The organism is Klebsiella michiganensis, from assembly GCF_002925905.1.
Lineage (GTDB): Bacteria > Pseudomonadota > Gammaproteobacteria > Enterobacterales > Enterobacteriaceae > Klebsiella > Klebsiella michiganensis.
Map to the genome: position 1 here is coordinate 38,779 of NZ_PRDB01000031.1, position 17,291 is coordinate 56,069.

The 17,291-nt window shown below is 48.9% G+C and carries 23 protein-coding genes and 2 pseudogenes; 19 read left to right on the forward strand and 6 right to left on the reverse strand.

The features are described from left to right. Positions 1-14: 14 nt before the first annotated feature. On the forward strand, positions 15-212 hold the full coding sequence (locus CDA56_RS29240) for a DUF2933 domain-containing protein (RefSeq protein WP_000843497.1): 198 nt from the start codon (positions 15-17) through the stop codon (positions 210-212). Between the two features lie 33 nt (positions 213-245). On the opposite strand, the gene CDA56_RS29245 is transcribed toward CDA56_RS29240, so the two are convergent. Both CDA56_RS29245 and CDA56_RS29250 read right to left on the reverse strand, forming a co-directional pair. Further along, on the reverse strand, positions 246-983 hold the full coding sequence (locus CDA56_RS29245; protein WP_000287501.1) for a peptidoglycan DD-metalloendopeptidase family protein: 738 nt from the start codon (positions 981-983) through the stop codon (positions 246-248). A gap of 288 nt (positions 984-1,271) precedes the next feature. After that, positions 1,272-1,721 carry a hypothetical protein gene (locus CDA56_RS29250; RefSeq protein ID WP_064360952.1) on the reverse strand — a complete coding sequence of 150 codons (450 nt, stop codon included), beginning with the start codon at positions 1,719-1,721 and terminating at the stop codon, positions 1,272-1,274. A 234-nt stretch (positions 1,722-1,955) separates the two neighbouring features. On the opposite strand from CDA56_RS29250, the pseudogene pcoA reads away from it, so the two are divergent. From pcoA to CDA56_RS29285, 7 genes and pseudogenes are all read left to right on the forward strand, one after another. Then, positions 1,956-3,772 (forward strand): annotated as a pseudogene (gene pcoA / locus CDA56_RS29255) (multicopper oxidase PcoA). Positions 3,773-3,777: 5 nt separating this feature from the next. Next, entirely contained in the window at positions 3,778-4,668 is an 891-nt protein-coding gene (gene pcoB, locus CDA56_RS29260; protein ID WP_001378118.1) for a copper resistance outer membrane transporter PcoB, read from the forward strand. 39 nt (positions 4,669-4,707) lie between these two features. Beyond that, the gene (gene pcoC, locus CDA56_RS29265) at positions 4,708-5,088 is read left to right on the forward strand and encodes a copper resistance system metallochaperone PcoC (RefSeq protein ID WP_085397508.1); all 381 of its coding nucleotides are present in this window, start codon (positions 4,708-4,710) and stop codon (positions 5,086-5,088) included. 55 nt (positions 5,089-5,143) lie between these two features. Beyond that, positions 5,144-6,022, forward strand: a complete 879-nt coding sequence (gene pcoD, locus CDA56_RS29270) for a copper resistance inner membrane protein PcoD (protein ID WP_080821469.1) — start codon at positions 5,144-5,146, stop codon at positions 6,020-6,022. A 54-nt stretch (positions 6,023-6,076) separates the two neighbouring features. After that, positions 6,077-6,757 (forward strand): copper response regulator transcription factor PcoR, encoded by a 681-nt coding sequence (gene pcoR, locus CDA56_RS29275; RefSeq protein ID WP_001188930.1) that lies wholly within the window; start codon positions 6,077-6,079, stop codon positions 6,755-6,757. Next, positions 6,754-8,154: a copper resistance membrane spanning protein PcoS gene (gene pcoS / locus CDA56_RS29280; protein ID WP_064360950.1), complete on the forward strand. Its 1,401-nt coding sequence runs from the start codon at positions 6,754-6,756 to the stop codon at positions 8,152-8,154. Before pcoR ends, pcoS begins: the two co-directional genes overlap by 4 nt. Before the next feature lie 215 nt (positions 8,155-8,369). Further along, entirely contained in the window at positions 8,370-8,804 is a 435-nt protein-coding gene (locus CDA56_RS29285; protein WP_004118347.1) for a hypothetical protein, read from the forward strand. Positions 8,805-8,983: 179 nt separating this feature from the next. On the opposite strand, the pseudogene CDA56_RS31435 reads toward CDA56_RS29285, so the two are convergent. The 3 genes and pseudogenes from CDA56_RS31435 to CDA56_RS29300 form a co-directional block, all read right to left on the reverse strand. Next, a pseudogene (locus CDA56_RS31435) lies at positions 8,984-9,146 on the reverse strand (type II toxin-antitoxin system RelE/ParE family toxin). A gap of 36 nt (positions 9,147-9,182) precedes the next feature. After that, on the reverse strand, positions 9,183-9,302 hold the full coding sequence (locus CDA56_RS29295) for a type II toxin-antitoxin system RelE/ParE family toxin (RefSeq protein ID WP_009654306.1): 120 nt from the start codon (positions 9,300-9,302) through the stop codon (positions 9,183-9,185). Beyond that, entirely contained in the window at positions 9,268-9,528 is a 261-nt protein-coding gene (locus CDA56_RS29300) for a type II toxin-antitoxin system ParD family antitoxin (protein ID WP_104011503.1), read from the reverse strand. Before CDA56_RS29300 ends, CDA56_RS29295 begins: the two co-directional genes overlap by 35 nt. A gap of 313 nt (positions 9,529-9,841) precedes the next feature. Between CDA56_RS29300 and CDA56_RS29305 the strand changes: the two genes are divergently transcribed. From CDA56_RS29305 to CDA56_RS29350, 10 genes are all read left to right on the forward strand, one after another. After that, positions 9,842-10,105, forward strand: a complete 264-nt coding sequence (locus tag CDA56_RS29305; RefSeq protein WP_004118691.1) for a hypothetical protein — start codon at positions 9,842-9,844, stop codon at positions 10,103-10,105. Then, on the forward strand, positions 10,102-10,668 hold the full coding sequence (locus CDA56_RS29310; RefSeq protein ID WP_029497543.1) for a hypothetical protein: 567 nt from the start codon (positions 10,102-10,104) through the stop codon (positions 10,666-10,668). The genes CDA56_RS29305 and CDA56_RS29310 overlap by 4 nt, the downstream gene beginning before the upstream one ends. Positions 10,669-10,698: 30 nt before the next feature. Further along, a complete protein-coding gene (locus tag CDA56_RS29315) occupies positions 10,699-11,193 on the forward strand; it encodes a hypothetical protein (protein ID WP_004118696.1) in 495 nt (164 codons plus the stop codon). A 43-nt stretch (positions 11,194-11,236) separates the two neighbouring features. Next, a complete protein-coding gene (locus CDA56_RS29320; RefSeq protein WP_009653915.1) occupies positions 11,237-11,605 on the forward strand; it encodes a hypothetical protein in 369 nt (122 codons plus the stop codon). Positions 11,606-11,638: 33 nt separating this feature from the next. After that, entirely contained in the window at positions 11,639-11,842 is a 204-nt protein-coding gene (locus CDA56_RS29325) for an HHA domain-containing protein (protein ID WP_004098931.1), read from the forward strand. Positions 11,843-11,890: 48 nt separating this feature from the next. Then, entirely contained in the window at positions 11,891-12,148 is a 258-nt protein-coding gene (locus CDA56_RS29330; protein WP_004098928.1) for a hypothetical protein, read from the forward strand. A gap of 75 nt (positions 12,149-12,223) precedes the next feature. Next, complete coding sequence (locus CDA56_RS29335) at positions 12,224-12,478, forward strand: hypothetical protein (RefSeq protein ID WP_049078423.1); 255 nt, start codon at positions 12,224-12,226, stop codon at positions 12,476-12,478. A 175-nt stretch (positions 12,479-12,653) separates the two neighbouring features. After that, positions 12,654-12,920 (forward strand): type II toxin-antitoxin system TacA family antitoxin, encoded by a 267-nt coding sequence (locus CDA56_RS29340; protein WP_004098921.1) that lies wholly within the window; start codon positions 12,654-12,656, stop codon positions 12,918-12,920. Next, positions 12,908-13,390, forward strand: coding sequence for a GNAT family N-acetyltransferase (locus CDA56_RS29345; protein WP_004098919.1), 483 nt, complete (start codon positions 12,908-12,910; stop codon positions 13,388-13,390). Before CDA56_RS29340 ends, CDA56_RS29345 begins: the two co-directional genes overlap by 13 nt. A 200-nt stretch (positions 13,391-13,590) precedes the next feature. Next, positions 13,591-14,994, forward strand: coding sequence for an ISNCY-like element ISKpn21 family transposase (locus CDA56_RS29350; RefSeq protein WP_004883460.1), 1,404 nt, complete (start codon positions 13,591-13,593; stop codon positions 14,992-14,994). Between the two features lie 28 nt (positions 14,995-15,022). Here CDA56_RS29350 and CDA56_RS29355 read toward each other — a convergent pair whose 3' ends face one another. Next, entirely contained in the window at positions 15,023-15,655 is a 633-nt protein-coding gene (locus tag CDA56_RS29355) for a DUF6904 family protein (RefSeq protein ID WP_004883463.1), read from the reverse strand. A gap of 218 nt (positions 15,656-15,873) precedes the next feature. On the opposite strand from CDA56_RS29355, the gene CDA56_RS29360 reads away from it, so the two are divergent. Beyond that, the gene (locus CDA56_RS29360; protein ID WP_004883460.1) at positions 15,874-17,277 is read left to right on the forward strand and encodes an ISNCY-like element ISKpn21 family transposase; all 1,404 of its coding nucleotides are present in this window, start codon (positions 15,874-15,876) and stop codon (positions 17,275-17,277) included. Positions 17,278-17,291: the final 14 nt, after the last annotated feature.

Consider the following 17,291-nt stretch of genomic DNA (forward strand, 5'->3'; position numbering starts at 1 on the left):
AGAAGGAGTCCAGTATGAAAAGTACCACCTATGCGCTTATTGCTGTCGCCGCGATCGCGGCATTTGCCCTCCTGCGCGAACACTGGTCACATGTGGCAGGTTACTGGCCATATCTGTTATTGCTGGTCTGCCCGCTAATGCATCTTTTCCACGGCCACGGAGGGCATGGAGATCATCAACATCAAGGAAGTGAAAACGATAAAAAAAATTAATCCGGCAGACGGGGCCGCGTCGCGGCCCCGTTATCAGTCCAGGTATCGTTCGTAGTCTCTGGCATGCGCAAAGGCATGCTGTTCAAGTTTGTTATCAGCGGGTGCCGCTGCCCGGAACGCCAGTGAGTTAACAGGATTGTTATTGATGACCAGCTCGTAATGCAGATGAGGACCGGATGAACGTCCGCTGTTACCGGATAACGCAATAGCGCCTCCCCGGGTAACCCTGGCCCCTTTAGTAACGAGTATTTTATTGAGGTGGAGATAGCGAGTTTTAACACCGGCTTTTCCTGTTACTTCAACAAAATATCCCATGGTGCTGTTGTATTCGGCCCGGGTGATTTTTCCGTCGATGACGCTGACTATTTTCGTGTTCATGGGCATGGAATAATCAATGCCATTATGGGGACTCACTTTTCCCGATACCGGGTTAAGTCTTGCAGGATTGAAAGGCGAACTGAGTCTTGCTGTGGCCGGTAACGGATAATCGAGACTGCCTTTCCCGGAAGTATCGGAAAGGTTATAGAACTTTTTATCTGATATACGATACGCCGTGTAATTAAATGAACCGGACGTAAATTTATAGGCCACGACACGTGATTTTCCCGCTTTCTTTTGCAGTACGAGTTTTAATGATTCATTTTTTTTCAAATGCCGCAGATTAAACCGGGAAGGCAAGGAGCGCTGAAGAGTAGCGATCTCGTTCGATTCCAGCCCCGAGCGGGTGGCTGAAAGGTAGGCATTTTCTTTTACGACATCGGTAGAATACATTTACTGGAATTCGCCGTTAGCATGAACACTGCGGCGTATGCTAGGGGTTTTCAGGAGGCGTGTCATCTGTCAGTTAATCGGGAGCACCGTTGATGGTCGTCATTTTTGTAACATATCTTGTTTCCCGTTTGCTCCTGAAGCTCTGGGAACTGTATGACCAGCCCGACGGTGATGATTAACGGGACTGAAACAGGTTACGGCAGAGCAATATGGGGCTCATGTCCTGCTACGTAACCCGTCAGTAAAGCCCTGCTGCGCACCTGACGCTAAGCACTAACCCGCCTGCAGTTACCTGGTCGAATACAGCCCGCGAAGCTTTCTTGCCTGCGTCTGATGTGCTTCCGCACCGGCATTATTGACCTGCTCATGCACGAGAGCGGCTTTTTCTCCGGCATTCAGTTCGTTAAAAGAAGAAGACGAGGTCTTTGAATTTGCATCACTGCCGGACAGCATTTTTTTATGTTCCTCAATCATTTTCTGATGCGCATAGGACGCGCTGTTGTTCATAAATGAATGAGCAACAATGGCCCTTTCATGTTCATTCATTTCAGAGAATGAGGGCGTGTTGTTTTTATTAACCCTGTCCGGTAAGTTTTCATGCGTCGAGTAATTCACATGACTGACGGCTGAGGCATTATTAACAAATCGATGTGTTTCATGGGCAATATCACTGGACTGAGCAAAAGCTGCCCCACAAAATAAAGCTGTAAACGCAGTGGTCGTGATTAATATATTCATGTGTAATTACCTTCTGAGGTACATAAAAGATGTCCTTATGATCATATATAAAAATAATCAACCTGTGGGGAAGATGACGTAAATGTAATACAGCTATGTACATTACACGATTGTAATGAATTTGTTTCTTAAGGTGTGCTAGATTCATTTCATTGTAAGTGGATGAACCAGTAATTTAATTTAAATCGGTTCTCGAATTCTGTCAGTAACCATACTTTAAATAAGGGAATGCGCATGCTGTTGAAAACGTCTCGACGAACTTTCCTGAAGGGGTTAACCCTCTCTGGCGTAGCCGGAAGTCTTGGCGTATGGAGTTTCAATGCGCGTTCCAGTCTGAGCCTGCCAGTTGCCGCATCCCTGCAGGGTACTCAGTTTGACCTGACCATTGGTGAAACGGCCGTCAATATCACGGGCAGTGAGCGTCAGGCCAAAACAATCAATGGAGGCCTGCCGGGGCCCGTTCTTCGCTGGAAAGAAGGTGACACCATTACCCTGAAGGTCAAAAACCGTCTTAATGAACAGACGTCCATTCACTGGCACGGCATTATTCTTCCGGCCAATATGGATGGTGTTCCGGGGCTGAGTTTTATGGGCATAGAGCCTGATGATACCTACGTTTACACCTTTAAGGTTAAGCAGAACGGGACTTACTGGTACCACAGCCATTCCGGTCTGCAGGAACAGGAGGGGGTATACGGTGCCATTATCATCGATGCCAGGGAGCCAGAACCGTTTACTTACGATCGTGAGCATGTGGTCATGTTGTCTGACTGGACCGATGAAAATCCTCACAGCCTGCTGAAAAAATTAAAAAAACAGTCGGATTACTACAATTTCAATAAACCAACCGTTGGCTCTTTTTTCCGCGACGTGAATACCAGGGGGCTGTCAGCCACCATTGCCGATCGGAAAATGTGGGCTGAAATGAAAATGAATCCGACTGACCTCGCGGATGTCAGTGGCTACACCTACACCTATCTCATGAACGGGCAGGCCCCGCTGAAAAACTGGACCGGACTGTTCCGTCCCGGTGAAAAGATACGCTTACGGTTTATCAACGGCTCGGCAATGACCTATTTCGATATCCGTATCCCCGGGCTGAAAATGACGGTCGTGGCTGCAGATGGCCAGTATGTAAACCCGGTTACCGTTGACGAATTCAGGATTGCCGTTGCCGAAACCTATGATGTCATTGTGGAGCCTCAGGGTGAGGCCTATACCATCTTCGCACAATCCATGGACAGGACCGGTTACGCTCGAGGGACACTGGCCACGAGAGAGGGGTTAAGTGCTGCCGTTCCCCCCTCGATCCCCGTCCTCTGTTGACCATGGAAGATATGGGTATGGGGGGAATGGGACATGATATGGCAGGAATGGACCACAGCCAGATGGGAGGCATGGATAACAGCGGAGAGATGATGTCTATGGACGGTGCTGACCTTCCGGATAGCGGGACATCCTCCGCGCCCATGGATCACAGCAGCATGGCCGGTATGGATCATTCCCGGATGGCCGGAATGCCGGGTATGCAAAGTCATCCTGCGTCAGAAACGGATAACCCACTGGTTGATATGCAGGCGATGAGCGTCTCTCCGAAATTAAATGATCCGGGTATTGGTCTTCGAAATAACGGAAGAAAGGTTCTCACGTACGCGGATTTGAAAAGCCGCTTTGAGGATCCTGACGGACGTGAACCTGGCCGTACCATAGAACTGCATTTAACCGGCCACATGGAAAAGTTTGCCTGGTCATTTAACGGAATCAAGTTTTCAGATGCCGCACCGGTGCTGCTGAAATACGGTGAGCGGCTCAGGATCACGCTGATCAACGATACCATGATGACTCACCCCATTCACCTGCATGGTATGTGGAGCGATCTGGAAGATGAAAACGGTAATTTCATGGTTCGTAAACACACAATAGATGTTCCCCCTGGTACAAAACGCAGTTACAGAGTGACAGCAGATGCGCTTGGCCGCTGGGCGTATCACTGCCATTTGCTCTATCACATGGAAATGGGAATGTTTCGTGAAGTCCGGGTGGAGGAATGATGCGAATGAAGAGAAATTTGAAGGCCATACCTGTTCTGGTCGCCGGTTTGTTTACCTCACAGCTTTCTATTGCGGCGGGCTCCGTCTCTGCAGATCCCCACGCCGGGCACGACATGTCTGCCATGCAGATGCCAGCAGATGAGAATTTCACTGAGATGACGTCAATGGAGCCCATTGTAACTGAGAGCAGAACGCCAATTCCGCCTGTTACCGATGCCGACCGGAAGGCTGCATTCGGCAATTTACAGGGGCATGCGATTCACGACAGTGCGATTAATTATCTGGTTCTGCTGGATCAACTGGAATGGCAACGGTCGGATAACACCAACAATTTCAGCTGGAGTGTTAACAGCTGGATTGGAGGCGACACAGATCGGATTTGGCTAAAGAGTGAAGGTGAACGAAGCAATGGGGAAACGGAGGCGGCTGAAGCGCAGTTACTCTGGGGACATGCGGTTGGCCCATGGTGGGATTTGGTTGCGGGTGTCAGGCAGGATTTCAGACCTGCTTCTGCCCGGACATGGGCTGCTGTCGGTTTTCAGGGGCTGGCACTCTATAATTTTGAGTCTGAAATTACGGGTTTTGTCAGTAATGGCGGAAAAGCAGCCCTTCGTCTGGGAGGAGAATACGACGTTTTACTGACTAACCGGCTCATACTCCAGCCATCCTATGAGGTGAATTTCTACAGTCAGGATGATGAATCGCGGGGTCGCGGCAGGGGACTGACTGACACAGAGCTGGGGCTCCGGCTGCGCTATGAAATACGCCGTGAGTTTGCACCCTATATAGGCGTTTCCTGGAATCAACTTTACGGGAAAACATCCGATATGGCGAAAAGAGAAGGTGAGAAAGACCATCAGGTAGTATTCCTGGCGGGAGCCAGAATCTGGTTTTAACGCACTGATATAAAACACTCAACTAAACAGGTAAATAAAATGTCGATTTTAAATAAAGCCATTCTTACAGGTGGCCTCGTTATGGGCGTTGCTTTCTCTGCTACGGCCCATCCGGAATTAAAAAGCTCTGTGCCACAGGCTGATTCAGCCGTAGCGGCCCCGGAAAAGATTCAGCTTAATTTCTCGGAAAATCTGACCGTGAAATTCTCAGGTGCAAAATTAACGATGACGGGTATGAAAGGCATGTCATCACATTCTCCGATGCCGGTCGCGGCAAAAGTGGCGCCAGGCGCTGACCCTAAATCGATGGTCATTATTCCGCGAGAGCCTTTACCCGCTGGCACTTATCGTGTTGACTGGCGCGCGGTTTCTTCAGATACGCACCCTATTACCGGTAATTACACCTTTACAGTGAAGTAATATTATGAACGACCTGATTATGATTGTTATTCGTTTTCTTCTTTATCTGGATTTGATGGTAATATTTGGATTGCCATTTTTTCAGATATATGGAATAAGCGGTGTCAGACATGAAACCTATAACCTGACTAATTTCAGGTCGTTTATAACCTTTGCTGTTGTTACAGGCATCATTCTTACTGGCATTAATATGCTCCTGGTATCTAATGCCATGAGTGGAGTAACTGACCTCAGAGAATTATCCATCCATGTTATCGAGATGGTGATAGAAGAAACTGATGTGGGTATTAGCTGGATTGTCAGGCTCTGTGCCCTGTTTACCACACTCGGTGCTTTGTTCCTTTACACTAATAAGAGAGTATTGTCCTGCCTGCTGATGACGATGAGTGGGGGCGTGGCGCTGGCTACACTTGCCTGGGGAGGACACGCCGTTATGCATGACGGTCTGCATTACTATCTCCATTTACTGAGCGATCTGACCCATCTCGGCGCTGCAGGTGCCTGGACAGGTGCTCTGGTTGCATTTGCTATCCTGCTGATGCGCAGAAACGAGCATAATGCACAGAGCGTCATTGTGATATCTGACTCCCTGGCAAAATTTGCCACGGCAGGAACGGTGATTGTTGTAGCCCTGATCCTGAGTGCGCTGGTCAACTATCTGTATATTGCTGAGGGTAACTTAACTCCCTTATTCAACAGTTCCTGGGGGAGGATATTGCTTGCCAAGACGGCTCTGTTTGTTCTGATGCTTCTTCTGGCTGCAGCAAACCGGTTTCACCTGGGTCCCCGGCTTGAAGTTATGGTCAGGGAAGGGAATTATGATCGCAGCGTTGCCCTGATGCGAAACAGCATCCTGACAGAATTCGTTGTTGCGATTATCATTCTGGGCGCCGTAGCGTGGCTTGGAATGCTTGCTCCGTCTCAGATCAGCTAGGGGACAGCCAAAGCTCATGCGTGAGATTTTTACTTTCATATCAGCGAGTTGACCATGCAGCGTATTTTAATCGTTGAAGACGAACAAAAAACAGGTCGTTACCTGCAGCAGGGACTGGTTGAGGAAGGCTATCAGGCCGATCTCTTTAATAATGGCCGCGATGGTCTCGGGGCCGCGTCGAAGGGACAGTATGATTTGATAATACTGGACGTGATGCTGCCTTTCCTCGACGGGTGGCAAATCATCAGCGCACTGAGGGAGTCCGGGCACGAAGAACCGGTCCTGTTTTTAACCGCAAAGGACAACGTGCGGGACAAAGTGAAAGGACTGGAGCTTGGCGCAGATGACTACCTGATTAAGCCCTTTGATTTTACGGAGCTGGTTGCACGTGTAAGAACCCTACTGCGCCGGGCACGCTCGCAGGCCGCAACAGTCTGCACCATCGCCGATATGACCGTTGATATGGTGCGCCGGACCGTGATCCGTTCGGGGAAGAAGATCCATCTCACCGGTAAAGAATACGTTCTGCTTGAGTTGCTGCTGCAACGCACCGGAGAAGTGTTACCCAGGAGTCTTATCTCGTCCCTGGTCTGGAACATGAATTTTGACAGTGATACGAATGTGATTGATGTCGCCGTGAGACGTCTGAGAAGTAAAATTGATGATGACTTTGAGCCAAAACTGATCCATACCGTTCGCGGTGCCGGATATGTCCTGGAGATCAGAGAAGAGTGAGGTTCAAAATTTCCCTGACCACACGCCTGAGCCTGATTTTTTCTGCGGTGATGCTTACGGTATGGTGGTTATCAAGTTTTATCCTGATTAGCACCCTGAATGGCTATTTCGATAATCAGGACCGCGATTTTCTGACAGGTAAACTTCAGCTCACCGAAGAGTTTCTTAAAACAGAGACGTTCAGGAACAAAACGGATATTAAGTCATTATCAGAAAAAATAAACGATGCGATGGTGGGGCACAATGGCTTATTCATTTCTATAAAAAACATGGAAAATGAAAAAATTGTTGAACTCTATGCCAAAAATTCTGTTGTTCCAGCGGTCCTGCTTAATAAGTCGGGTGATATTCTCGACTATATGATCCAGACGGAAGAAAATAACACCGTGTACCGCAGTATCTCGCGGCGGGTTGCCGTGACGCCGGAACAGGGTAAAAGCAAACATGTCATCATTACGGTTGCCACGGATACTGGGTATCACACCCTGTTTATGGACAAACTCAGTACCTGGCTGTTCTGGTTCAATATCGGTCTGGTCTTTATTTCTGTTATTCTGGGCTGGCTGACCACACGTATTGGTCTGAAACCGCTACGGGAAATGACCAGTCTGGCTTCCTCCATGACCGTACACAGCCTGGATCAGCGTCTAAATCCCGATCTGGCTCCGCCGGAAATCTCTGAGACCATGCAGGAGTTCAATAATATGTTTGATCGCCTGGAGGGGGCATTCCGGAAACTGTCAGATTTCTCGTCTGACATCGCGCATGAGCTGCGCACACCAGTCAGTAATCTGATGATGCAGACGCAGTTTGCACTGGCTAAGGAAAGGGATGTTTCGCATTACCGCGAAATTTTATTCGCTAACCTGGAAGAACTGAAAAGGTTGTCACGAATGACCAGTGACATGCTTTTTCTGGCACGTTCAGAGCATGGTCTGCTGCGGCTGGATAAACATGATGTGGATCTGGCAGCCGAACTGAATGAATTACGTGAGTTGTTCGAGCCCCTGGCAGACGAAACAGGAAAGACAATCACGGTTGAAGGAGAGGGCGTTGTTGCCGGAGACAGCGATATGCTCCGACGTGCTTTCAGTAACCTGCTTTCCAATGCAATCAAGTATTCTCCCGATAACACCTGTACAGCGATACACCTTGAGCGTGACAGTGACTGTGTGAACGTGATGATTACGAATACGATGTCCGGCCAGGTTCCCGCTAATCTGGAACGTTTGTTTGACCGGTTCTATCGCGCAGACTCATCAAGGTTCTACAACACGGAAGGCGCGGGGCTGGGATTATCAATTACAAGGTCGATCATTCATGCTCACGGCGGCGAGCTGTCAGCAGAACAGCAGGGGCGGGAAATTGTGTTCAGTGTGCGTCTGTTAATGGATTAATACCGTTATTCAGGAGAAACCCGGAAGGTGACAAAAATGTCATCGTTCAGTCACGCGATAAACAGAGGCGGTTTTTTATAATCAGCCATAAATCAGGACAGCGTGATAATTCAATCGCCCGGTTCCTGGCGTGATGATCAACCAGCCCTGAGATCAAATGCTTTCTCTGTTATAAGCATTGATTGTTCGGGTATGAAAACACCGGAGACCCAACCATGAAAAAGATCCTTGTATCCTTTATTGCCATGATGGCTGTCGCTTCATCTGCCTGGGCTGCAGAGACAATGAACATGCATGACCAGGTAAATAATGCCCAGGCGCCTGCCCATCAGATGCAATCATCCGCTGAAAAAAGTGCAGTTCAGGGGGAGAGCATGAAAATGATGGATATGAGCGGTCACGATCAGGCCGCAATGTCCCATGAAATGATGCAAAACGGCAATTCTGCCGCCCATCAGGACATGGCTGAAATGCATAAAAAAATGATGAAAGCCAAACCTGAGAACACCCAAGAAACTGCTAAGCCATTTTCCGAAATGAGCGAGCATGAGAAAGCCGCTGTTGTGCATGAGAAGGCGAATAATGGCCAGTCTTCCGTTATTCATCAGCAACAGGCGGAAAAGCATCGCAGCCAGATCACCCAGAATTAACCCGCAGCTCCACTTGTCAGACCCTCATTTGACGCCGAAGTCACTGGCTTACGCTCCCGTCCGGGAGCGTTTTTTTTATAAGCGAAATGAATAATAATGAAAGAGTCCATACACAATGTTTTTTTTGGTCATGTCGACCTCACAATTAACTTATATTGTTTGAGAATCCTGTTCCCCGGTCATCTCCAGGGTGCATGTCGCGCCGTATCCTGAGACTGGCTGAGAATACGAATGACCGTAACCATAGAATGTGATGATACAAAATAGATCGTATGCCGGTTCTACCGGCAGTGTGCAGATATCGTCTCCCAGCTCTGCACAATGCGTGCCGATATCATGCATGGCCAGCACATCAAATACTGCAGCTATACGACCGATCTATGCATCCGCCTGAACAACCCCGATCTGTCTGAAGCTGAAGTCCCAGATGGCCTCCAGATCCTCTTCTGCTTTGGGTGTCAGCTCAATCTCTTTCATTTGCCACCCTGGCCCTGACATTCCTCAGGAATGCATTCTTGTTCCATGGTTTCGCCTCGCCGCTGCTGATTCCTTCGGCCAGCAGATCGCGGAGTTCCTGAAGGCGTGATTCAGCCTGCTTCTCGCGCAGTAGACGCAGCGCGTCACGCATGACCTCGCTCTGGGTACGGTAATCACCGGCCTTAACCAGGGAATCGATAAATTCACGCAGCTCATCACCCACGTCCACCGTCATCGTACGGGCCATAACCCCTCCGCTTCTTATGTAAGATTAGTTCTTACATCATTATATCAGCTTACTCCCCCGCTTCCATCTCCCGAATTTTAGCCAAAACAACACTGCAGTAGTATGGAGATCCGACTTAGCATCTTTTCGGATCTGCACGGCGGGAAACCTGCCATTGATATGATAATCGTCCTAAACACATAAAGTCATTCTTAATGTGATATTTATCATAAATCACAATATAATATCTGATATGATGTTTGCTCAATGCGATATAAATCATTCGAGGTATGATTTTTTACCTAACCGGACATTATCAGACGGAGCGTGCAGGATGGATGAGAAAGAAGTGAATTTTTCACTCAGCTATGAGCAGCTGACCCGGATAGCGGAAGAGCGTATCCGTGAGTGCAATCTGGACAGCCAGGGCGCGATTTACATCAGCGAGTCAGCCAAGGCCGGTGCCGTGCTGAGCTATTGGTATGAACTGGCCATAAATGGCTATGCCTCAGTGAATGCCATAAAGAGGCAAGAGCTCATAGACGCCGATCACCTGCGCCTCAGAAAACTCATCTGGCCGGAGGCGGACAAGCAATGACTCAGGCGCGCCGACCATCGCCGCTGCAGCGGCGGGTGCTGATTGTGCTGGCCGCCCTCGATGCGAAACGGCCGGGCCCGGTGGCGACGCGGGATATCGAGCGGGTGCTGGAGCAGGGCGGGGACGCCCCGGTGTACGGGCCGAACCTGCGCGCCTCCTGCCGGCGCATGGAAGCCGCGGGCTGGCTGCGCACCCTGCGCGCCCCGAACCTGCAGCTGGCCGTCGAGCTGACGCAGGACGGTCGCTGCATTGCAGAACCGCTCTTCCAGGCAGAACGCGAGGCTGAAACGGCACGAAAACGACTGACAGACGTCCGGCGTCTGCCGTTACGCCAGACGGCTGCCGGTGACGCGGTGGAGCTGCAGCTGGATGACGGCCATTACACCATCAGGGAAGCGGCCTACGTGATCCGTCTGGACGGTACCACCTGCCTGCAGCTGACGGATGCCGGCGGCATACGCCGGATAAAAGAGGGCGATCCCCTGCAGGTGGCCAGCTGGTATCAGGCCTGTTTTGATGCAGGCCTGCCGGTCACCGTCCAGGTGAATGAGAGCCGGGACTGATCGCCACCACACAAGGAACAGGAGCATAAAATGAAAGTCACTGAACCCGGGCTGAATAAGCTGATCGATAACCTGAACACCCTGATTTGCGAGGACAGCCTGCTCACGCGCCAGGAGCGTGAAACGCTGGTACTGGCCGTCGCCGCTATCGGCGCCATGAAAGCGCGCGTCGGCTTGAAAAAAGGCGATGCGCCGACCGTTGCCAGACGGGAAAAAAGGGAGAAAAAAGACCGCCAGTCTGATCCGCGGTTCCCGCGAGCCGGTCATCCCTGGCAGGAAGACGAAAAAACCTTTCTGAGTGATGCGCTCGATTCGGTACCGGACGAAGAGATTGGCAGGCATCTTTTCTGGCTGTCCGAGAAACTGGGCAGAACGCCTTTCAGTGTTGCTTTCCAGATCGCGGCAATCAGGGAGTTGCAGGACGGCTGGGAGGAGCAGTTCAGGGAGATTTCGGATAACATTCGCTTGTCCGGCCTGAGCATCAGTGATTATCTGAAGCAGAACGGCACGGACCTGAACGCCTGAATGCCATTTTCGTTACAGACAAATTATATAACTGAGGGCAGTGATGAAAACAGCGGTATGGGTGGTGGTGTATTTCGCGATGTGTTTTCTGCTTTTCACAGGATGGATGTTCGCCTTTGCGCAGTATGCGCCCTATAACGGGCAGGAACACGCGTTTTCTCTGACGTATCTGCTTAATTTATTTTTTCTTCATGTTGTGATGGTACCTTACTACGAGTTTATTCAGACTGAAACATACAGCAATGCATTAATGAGTATGGCAGATGAATCCGGTCAGATGATACGTTTTCATCACGTAGTGCCTGTTCTCTGGATATATAGTCTGTCCGCACTCTTAACTTTTGTGGTTTACATTACATATGCAAAATGGTTCACTCATAACCGACTGAAAGAAAAGCATCTTCCAGAATGATATTACCGGGACACCTCAGGATATATAAAACTAATGACGAAACAGGAATGGATTTTACGACTACGCCGCTGTACATCACAGGAAACTCTGGAAAGGATAATAGAAAAAAATAAATATTCCCTGACGGATGACGAACTTGAGCACTTTAATGCCGCAGTGGATCACCGGCTGGCGGAAATGGCAATGGGGAAGTTTTATGATAAAATACCTGCAGGCGTCTGGAAATATGTTAAATAATACAGCCAGCATCAGTCTGTTCGCAGTTATCTCACCTGGAGCGCAATCATGAATATGATATTTGAACTGATTGGATTGTTACTGGTAGTCGGATGCGCATTCTTCACCACTTTTTTCTTAGCCGCAGTAGCAGGCACTATGGTAGTTATTCTTGGATGGGGAATTTCTATTGTCACCCCGAAGGTGGTTACCTGTACTAATGATTGCATCACTACTGTTTTTGATGCCAAACCCTTTGGCTGGCTTCTGATTGTGTTTTCATTAACCATGATGTTCTTTATTATCAGGGGTATGATTAAACGTTAGATTGCCTTTAGTGTGTAGTTAAATCATCATCACAACAGCGTTAATCTGAAACTGATATTGCCGGAGGGGATCATCATGACGGGAAGAGGCATTAACACAGTACGTATCGGTGATGAAGTGAAGCACATCACCGAGCTCGATGCACTAACACTCATGCATGAATGGTCAAAGCTTAAAAAAGAAAATGCAGACCTGTATGACTATAACCGTCAGGTTAACCGGGGGTGGCGCGGCTTTATTCTTCGCCTGATGGGTATCCATTTGCCTGAAAAAAAACGTGTTTGTCTTTATGGCATTAATGCCAGAAAAGAATCCATCTATCCCGACTGAAGCCGTGCTGGCAGTGATAGTGAGCAGGCCATTGCAGAAGAACAGCTGTAATTTGACGCTAAGTTGTTGATATTTAACATAAAACGCATTATCGACACTTTGGGATGTGTAGCATTTGCTATACGTTCGTGTTGTGTTATTCTTGTATACCAATTGCTATACAGGAGAGGTGTGTATGAAATCAGATGTTCAACTCAACCTAAGAGCTAAAGAGTCTCAGAGAGCACTCATCGATGCCGCTGCAGAGATCCTTCATAAATCGCGAACCGACTTTATCCTAGAGATTGCCTGCAAGGCTGCGGAGAATGTGATCCTTGATCGCCGTGTTTTCAATTTTAACGACGAACAGTATGCAGAGTTCATCGATATGCTCGATGCACCAGTCGAGGATGATTCCGCCATTAATAAACTACTGGCAAGGAAACCTCAGTGGGACGTATAACCGCGCCCGAGCCGTTATCCAGCGCTCATCAGCTGGCTGAGTTCGTCAGTGGAGAGACAGTCCTCGATGAATGGCTAAAACAGAGAGGTTTAAAAAATCAAGCTCTTGGCGCTGCCCGAACGTTCGTTGTTTGCAAGAAGGGTACGAAGAAAGTAGCTGGTTTTTACTCTTTGGCCACCGGTAGCGTTAACCATACGGAAGCTACAGGCAGTCTTCGGCGTAACATGCCAGATCCTATACCGGTGATTATACTCGCTCGCCTGGCGGTAGATGTCTCATTGCACGGAAAAGGGGTTGGTGCCGATTTACTCCACGATGCAGTTCTACGGTGTTATCGCGTAGCTGAGAACATTGGCGTTCGTGCGATAATGGTTCATGCGCTTACTGAAGAAGCCAAAGGTTTCTATGCTCACCATGGATTTAAGGCATCACAAACTCATGAGAGGACTCTGTTTCTAAAGCTTCCATGACTGGTTGCTGGAGTGGGAAAGTAGCAGGCCACTGCCTCAACATATTGATTTTTATTTCGTTTATTATTGAATTTAACATAATCTTTGTTATGCGAACCGGCTTTGTAGGGGCTCAATAGTAATGTCCGCCTGTGGCTCAATTCAGATGTCCGCGTTATGGTAAGCTTCACTGGTCCGTTTAAACTACCGGGAGGCATATCATGAGCGCAGAAAGCTCAGGAGTGTTTACTTTGAAAGAGATCAACCGGGTTAAGATTATACAGGACGTCATCGAACGTCGCATCACAACGCGTCGTGCGGCCGAGCACCTTGGTATCAGCGACAGACAATGCCGCCGTCTTCTTGCTCGTTACCGTGAAGGCGGTCCGCTTGGTATGGCCAGCAGACGATGTGGCATGCGTGGTAACCGTCAGTTGCCTCCCGGGCTCGCAGACGAGGCTCTGGAACTGATCAAGACGCGTTATGCTGATTTCGGTCCAACTCTCGCGCGTGAAAAGCTCGAAGAGCTCCACGGACTGTTTCTTGGCAAAGAAACAGTCCGGCGCATCATGGTCCGGGCTGGTTTATGGATCCCCCGTAAACAACGCGCCGCAAGGATCCCTCAACCACGGTACCGGCGTCCTTGCACTGGTGAACTGATACAGATTGACGGCTGTGATCATGACTGGTTTGAAGGCCGTGGCCCGGCCTGCACAGCGCTGGTCTACGTTGATGATGCAACCAGCAAACTGATGGAACTGTTGTTTGTTAAATCGGAGTCCACGTTTTCTTACTTTGAAGCCACGCGGCGCTATATTGATAAGCATGGTAAACCGCTGGCACTGTACAGCGATAAAGCTGGTGTTTTTCGTGTTAACAATAAACACGCCACAGGCGGAGACGGACATACTCAGTTTGGGCGAGCCATGCATGAACTGAACATCCAGACTATCTGTGCAGAAACCAGCCCCGCCAAAGGGCGTGTAGAACGTGCTCACCTGACTTTACAGGATCGTCTGGTAAAAGAACTGCGGTTACAGGGCATTTGCTCAATGGAGGCTGCAAATGACTTCGCTGAGGCCTATATGGCTGACTATAACCGCCGTTTTGGCAAAGTACCGCGACATGATTTTGACGTACACCGTGCTGTAGAACATGATGAAGACTTGGAGCTTATTTTCACTGTTCGTGAAAAACGTAAAGTCTCAAAATCGTTGACGATACAATATGATAAAATGTTGTACCTGATTGAAGACAGCGAGCTGAGTCGCCGTGCAATAGGTAAATATATCGATGTGTATCACTATCCTGATGGCAGAAAAGAGCTGCGCCTGAACGGTACGTTACTTCCCTACTCTACTTACGACCGACTGTCAGAAATCGACCAGGGCGCGATTGTCGATAACAAGCGTCTTGGCCGAACCCTGGAGTTTATCAGTCTGGTGCAGAGCAAGCGGGATAACACGCGCTCTCAGTCAATTCCCGCTGGTGATGGCCCTTCCCGACGACGGCCAAAGCAGGAAGGGAAGAAATCCCAGCGCTCACTGGATAATGATGACATGCTCGAAGCACTCAAACAGCTTCAGTCACGTTCAGAGGATATTTTTGGTAAAAGAGCCCGCTGATGGTACTCACTGACCGGACGGTTGTTGCTCACCAGTTGATATTGTCCGGCCAGACCCATGATGTATTATTCATTTCGTTCAGCATCTTTATGTCCTGCTTTTCACGGGCATACTTACCCCATAATGAATCAAAAGAGCGAACAATACTGATTAACTGCTTTTTTCTTTGCTCCGGAGATAAGCTGATAAAATAGCAGCACCTGCTGTCAATATTATCCTCAATGAAATTAAAATCAGAGTCTGATGCATATTTTGCTGTTTGCATAATATCATTCGACGTTGTTCGGTCAGACTCTGTTAATGCTGATTCTATCAGGTATTCAAAGGCATACATGACAGACAGCTGGTTTTTGTCTGTCTGAATATAACCCATTGAGTTTCTGAGTATTGAGGACTGAACCAGGACCAGAGGCCATAAAATCTCAACACCATAAAGCTTATATGTATCATGTTGATCATACTGATGTTGCTCAACACGACGATTACCTTCCCGCGCTTTACGAATATCATAGGCAAGGGATAACATAAATCCGTCTTTAACTTTAATCAGTGGGCTTTCATCCACGATGTAATGAACGAGTTCGTGCAATTCATTCAGGGCTTCTGAATCTCCCCACAGTATAAAACCTGCATTGTTCGGCGTTAACTCGTATCGAAGCATGAGATCAATCATCCTGTTGTTTCAGTCGAAGGAAAGTCTATCAGCAAAGAGAATCTGAGATCAAAGTGGACATTTTAATTGAGCCGGATAAAGGACATTTCAATTGAGCTTTGACAGGCTTTGTAGGGGCTCAATAGTAATGTCCGCCTGTGGCTCAATTCAGATGTCCGCGTTATGGTAAGCTTCACTGGTCCGTTTAAACTACCGGGAGGCATATCATGAGCGCAGAAAGCTCAGGAGTGTTTACTTTGAAAGAGATCAACCGGGTTAAGATTATACAGGACGTCATCGAACGTCGCATCACAACGCGTCGTGCGGCCGAGCACCTTGGTATCAGCGACAGACAATGCCGCCGTCTTCTTGCTCGTTACCGTGAAGGCGGTCCGCTTGGTATGGCCAGCAGACGATGTGGCATGCGTGGTAACCGTCAGTTGCCTCCCGGGCTCGCAGACGAGGCTCTGGAACTGATCAAGACGCGTTATGCTGATTTCGGTCCAACTCTCGCGCGTGAAAAGCTCGAAGAGCTCCACGGACTGTTTCTTGGCAAAGAAACAGTCCGGCGCATCATGGTCCGGGCTGGTTTATGGATCCCCCGTAAACAACGCGCCGCAAGGATCCCTCAACCACGGTACCGGCGTCCTTGCACTGGTGAACTGATACAGATTGACGGCTGTGATCATGACTGGTTTGAAGGCCGTGGCCCGGCCTGCACAGCGCTGGTCTACGTTGATGATGCAACCAGCAAACTGATGGAACTGTTGTTTGTTAAATCGGAGTCCACGTTTTCTTACTTTGAAGCCACGCGGCGCTATATTGATAAGCATGGTAAACCGCTGGCACTGTACAGCGATAAAGCTGGTGTTTTTCGTGTTAACAATAAACACGCCACAGGCGGAGACGGACATACTCAGTTTGGGCGAGCCATGCATGAACTGAACATCCAGACTATCTGTGCAGAAACCAGCCCCGCCAAAGGGCGTGTAGAACGTGCTCACCTGACTTTACAGGATCGTCTGGTAAAAGAACTGCGGTTACAGGGCATTTGCTCAATGGAGGCTGCAAATGACTTCGCTGAGGCCTATATGGCTGACTATAACCGCCGTTTTGGCAAAGTACCGCGACATGATTTTGACGTACACCGTGCTGTAGAACATGATGAAGACTTGGAGCTTATTTTCACTGTTCGTGAAAAACGTAAAGTCTCAAAATCGTTGACGATACAATATGATAAAATGTTGTACCTGATTGAAGACAGCGAGCTGAGTCGCCGTGCAATAGGTAAATATATCGATGTGTATCACTATCCTGATGGCAGAAAAGAGCTGCGCCTGAACGGTACGTTACTTCCCTACTCTACTTACGACCGACTGTCAGAAATCGACCAGGGCGCGATTGTCGATAACAAGCGTCTTGGCCGAACCCTGGAGTTTATCAGTCTGGTGCAGAGCAAGCGGGATAACACGCGCTCTCAGTCAATTCCCGCTGGTGATGGCCCTTCCCGACGACGGCCAAAGCAGGAAGGGAAGAAATCCCAGCGCTCACTGGATAATGATGACATGCTCGAAGCACTCAAACAGCTTCAGTCACGTTCAGAGGATATTTTTGGTAAAAGAGCCCGCTGATGGTACTCACTGAC

Coding starts and splice junctions, on each gene's coding strand:
- pcoR (WP_001188930.1), top strand. CDS start 6,077: ATGCAGCGTATTTTAATCGTTGAAGACGAACAAAAAACAGGTCGTTAC.
- CDA56_RS29300 (WP_104011503.1), bottom strand. CDS start 9,528: ATGGCCCGTACGATGACGGTGGACGTGGGTGATGAGCTGCGTGAATTT.
- CDA56_RS29360 (WP_004883460.1), top strand. CDS start 15,874: ATGAGCGCAGAAAGCTCAGGAGTGTTTACTTTGAAAGAGATCAACCGG.
- CDA56_RS29355 (WP_004883463.1), bottom strand. CDS start 15,655: ATGCTTCGATACGAGTTAACGCCGAACAATGCAGGTTTTATACTGTGG.
- CDA56_RS29285 (WP_004118347.1), top strand. CDS start 8,370: ATGAAAAAGATCCTTGTATCCTTTATTGCCATGATGGCTGTCGCTTCA.
- CDA56_RS29335 (WP_049078423.1), top strand. CDS start 12,224: ATGACGGGAAGAGGCATTAACACAGTACGTATCGGTGATGAAGTGAAG.
- CDA56_RS29310 (WP_029497543.1), top strand. CDS start 10,102: ATGACTCAGGCGCGCCGACCATCGCCGCTGCAGCGGCGGGTGCTGATT.
- pcoC (WP_085397508.1), top strand. CDS start 4,708: ATGTCGATTTTAAATAAAGCCATTCTTACAGGTGGCCTCGTTATGGGC.
- CDA56_RS29295 (WP_009654306.1), bottom strand. CDS start 9,302: ATGTCAGGGCCAGGGTGGCAAATGAAAGAGATTGAGCTGACACCCAAA.
- pcoD (WP_080821469.1), top strand. CDS start 5,144: ATGGTAATATTTGGATTGCCATTTTTTCAGATATATGGAATAAGCGGT.
- CDA56_RS29240 (WP_000843497.1), top strand. CDS start 15: ATGAAAAGTACCACCTATGCGCTTATTGCTGTCGCCGCGATCGCGGCA.
- CDA56_RS29330 (WP_004098928.1), top strand. CDS start 11,891: ATGAATATGATATTTGAACTGATTGGATTGTTACTGGTAGTCGGATGC.
- CDA56_RS29305 (WP_004118691.1), top strand. CDS start 9,842: ATGGATGAGAAAGAAGTGAATTTTTCACTCAGCTATGAGCAGCTGACC.
- CDA56_RS29250 (WP_064360952.1), bottom strand. CDS start 1,721: ATGAATATATTAATCACGACCACTGCGTTTACAGCTTTATTTTGTGGG.
- CDA56_RS29315 (WP_004118696.1), top strand. CDS start 10,699: ATGAAAGTCACTGAACCCGGGCTGAATAAGCTGATCGATAACCTGAAC.
- CDA56_RS29320 (WP_009653915.1), top strand. CDS start 11,237: ATGAAAACAGCGGTATGGGTGGTGGTGTATTTCGCGATGTGTTTTCTG.
- CDA56_RS29340 (WP_004098921.1), top strand. CDS start 12,654: ATGAAATCAGATGTTCAACTCAACCTAAGAGCTAAAGAGTCTCAGAGA.
- CDA56_RS29325 (WP_004098931.1), top strand. CDS start 11,639: ATGACGAAACAGGAATGGATTTTACGACTACGCCGCTGTACATCACAG.
- pcoB (WP_001378118.1), top strand. CDS start 3,778: ATGAAGAGAAATTTGAAGGCCATACCTGTTCTGGTCGCCGGTTTGTTT.
- CDA56_RS29245 (WP_000287501.1), bottom strand. CDS start 983: ATGTATTCTACCGATGTCGTAAAAGAAAATGCCTACCTTTCAGCCACC.
- CDA56_RS29350 (WP_004883460.1), top strand. CDS start 13,591: ATGAGCGCAGAAAGCTCAGGAGTGTTTACTTTGAAAGAGATCAACCGG.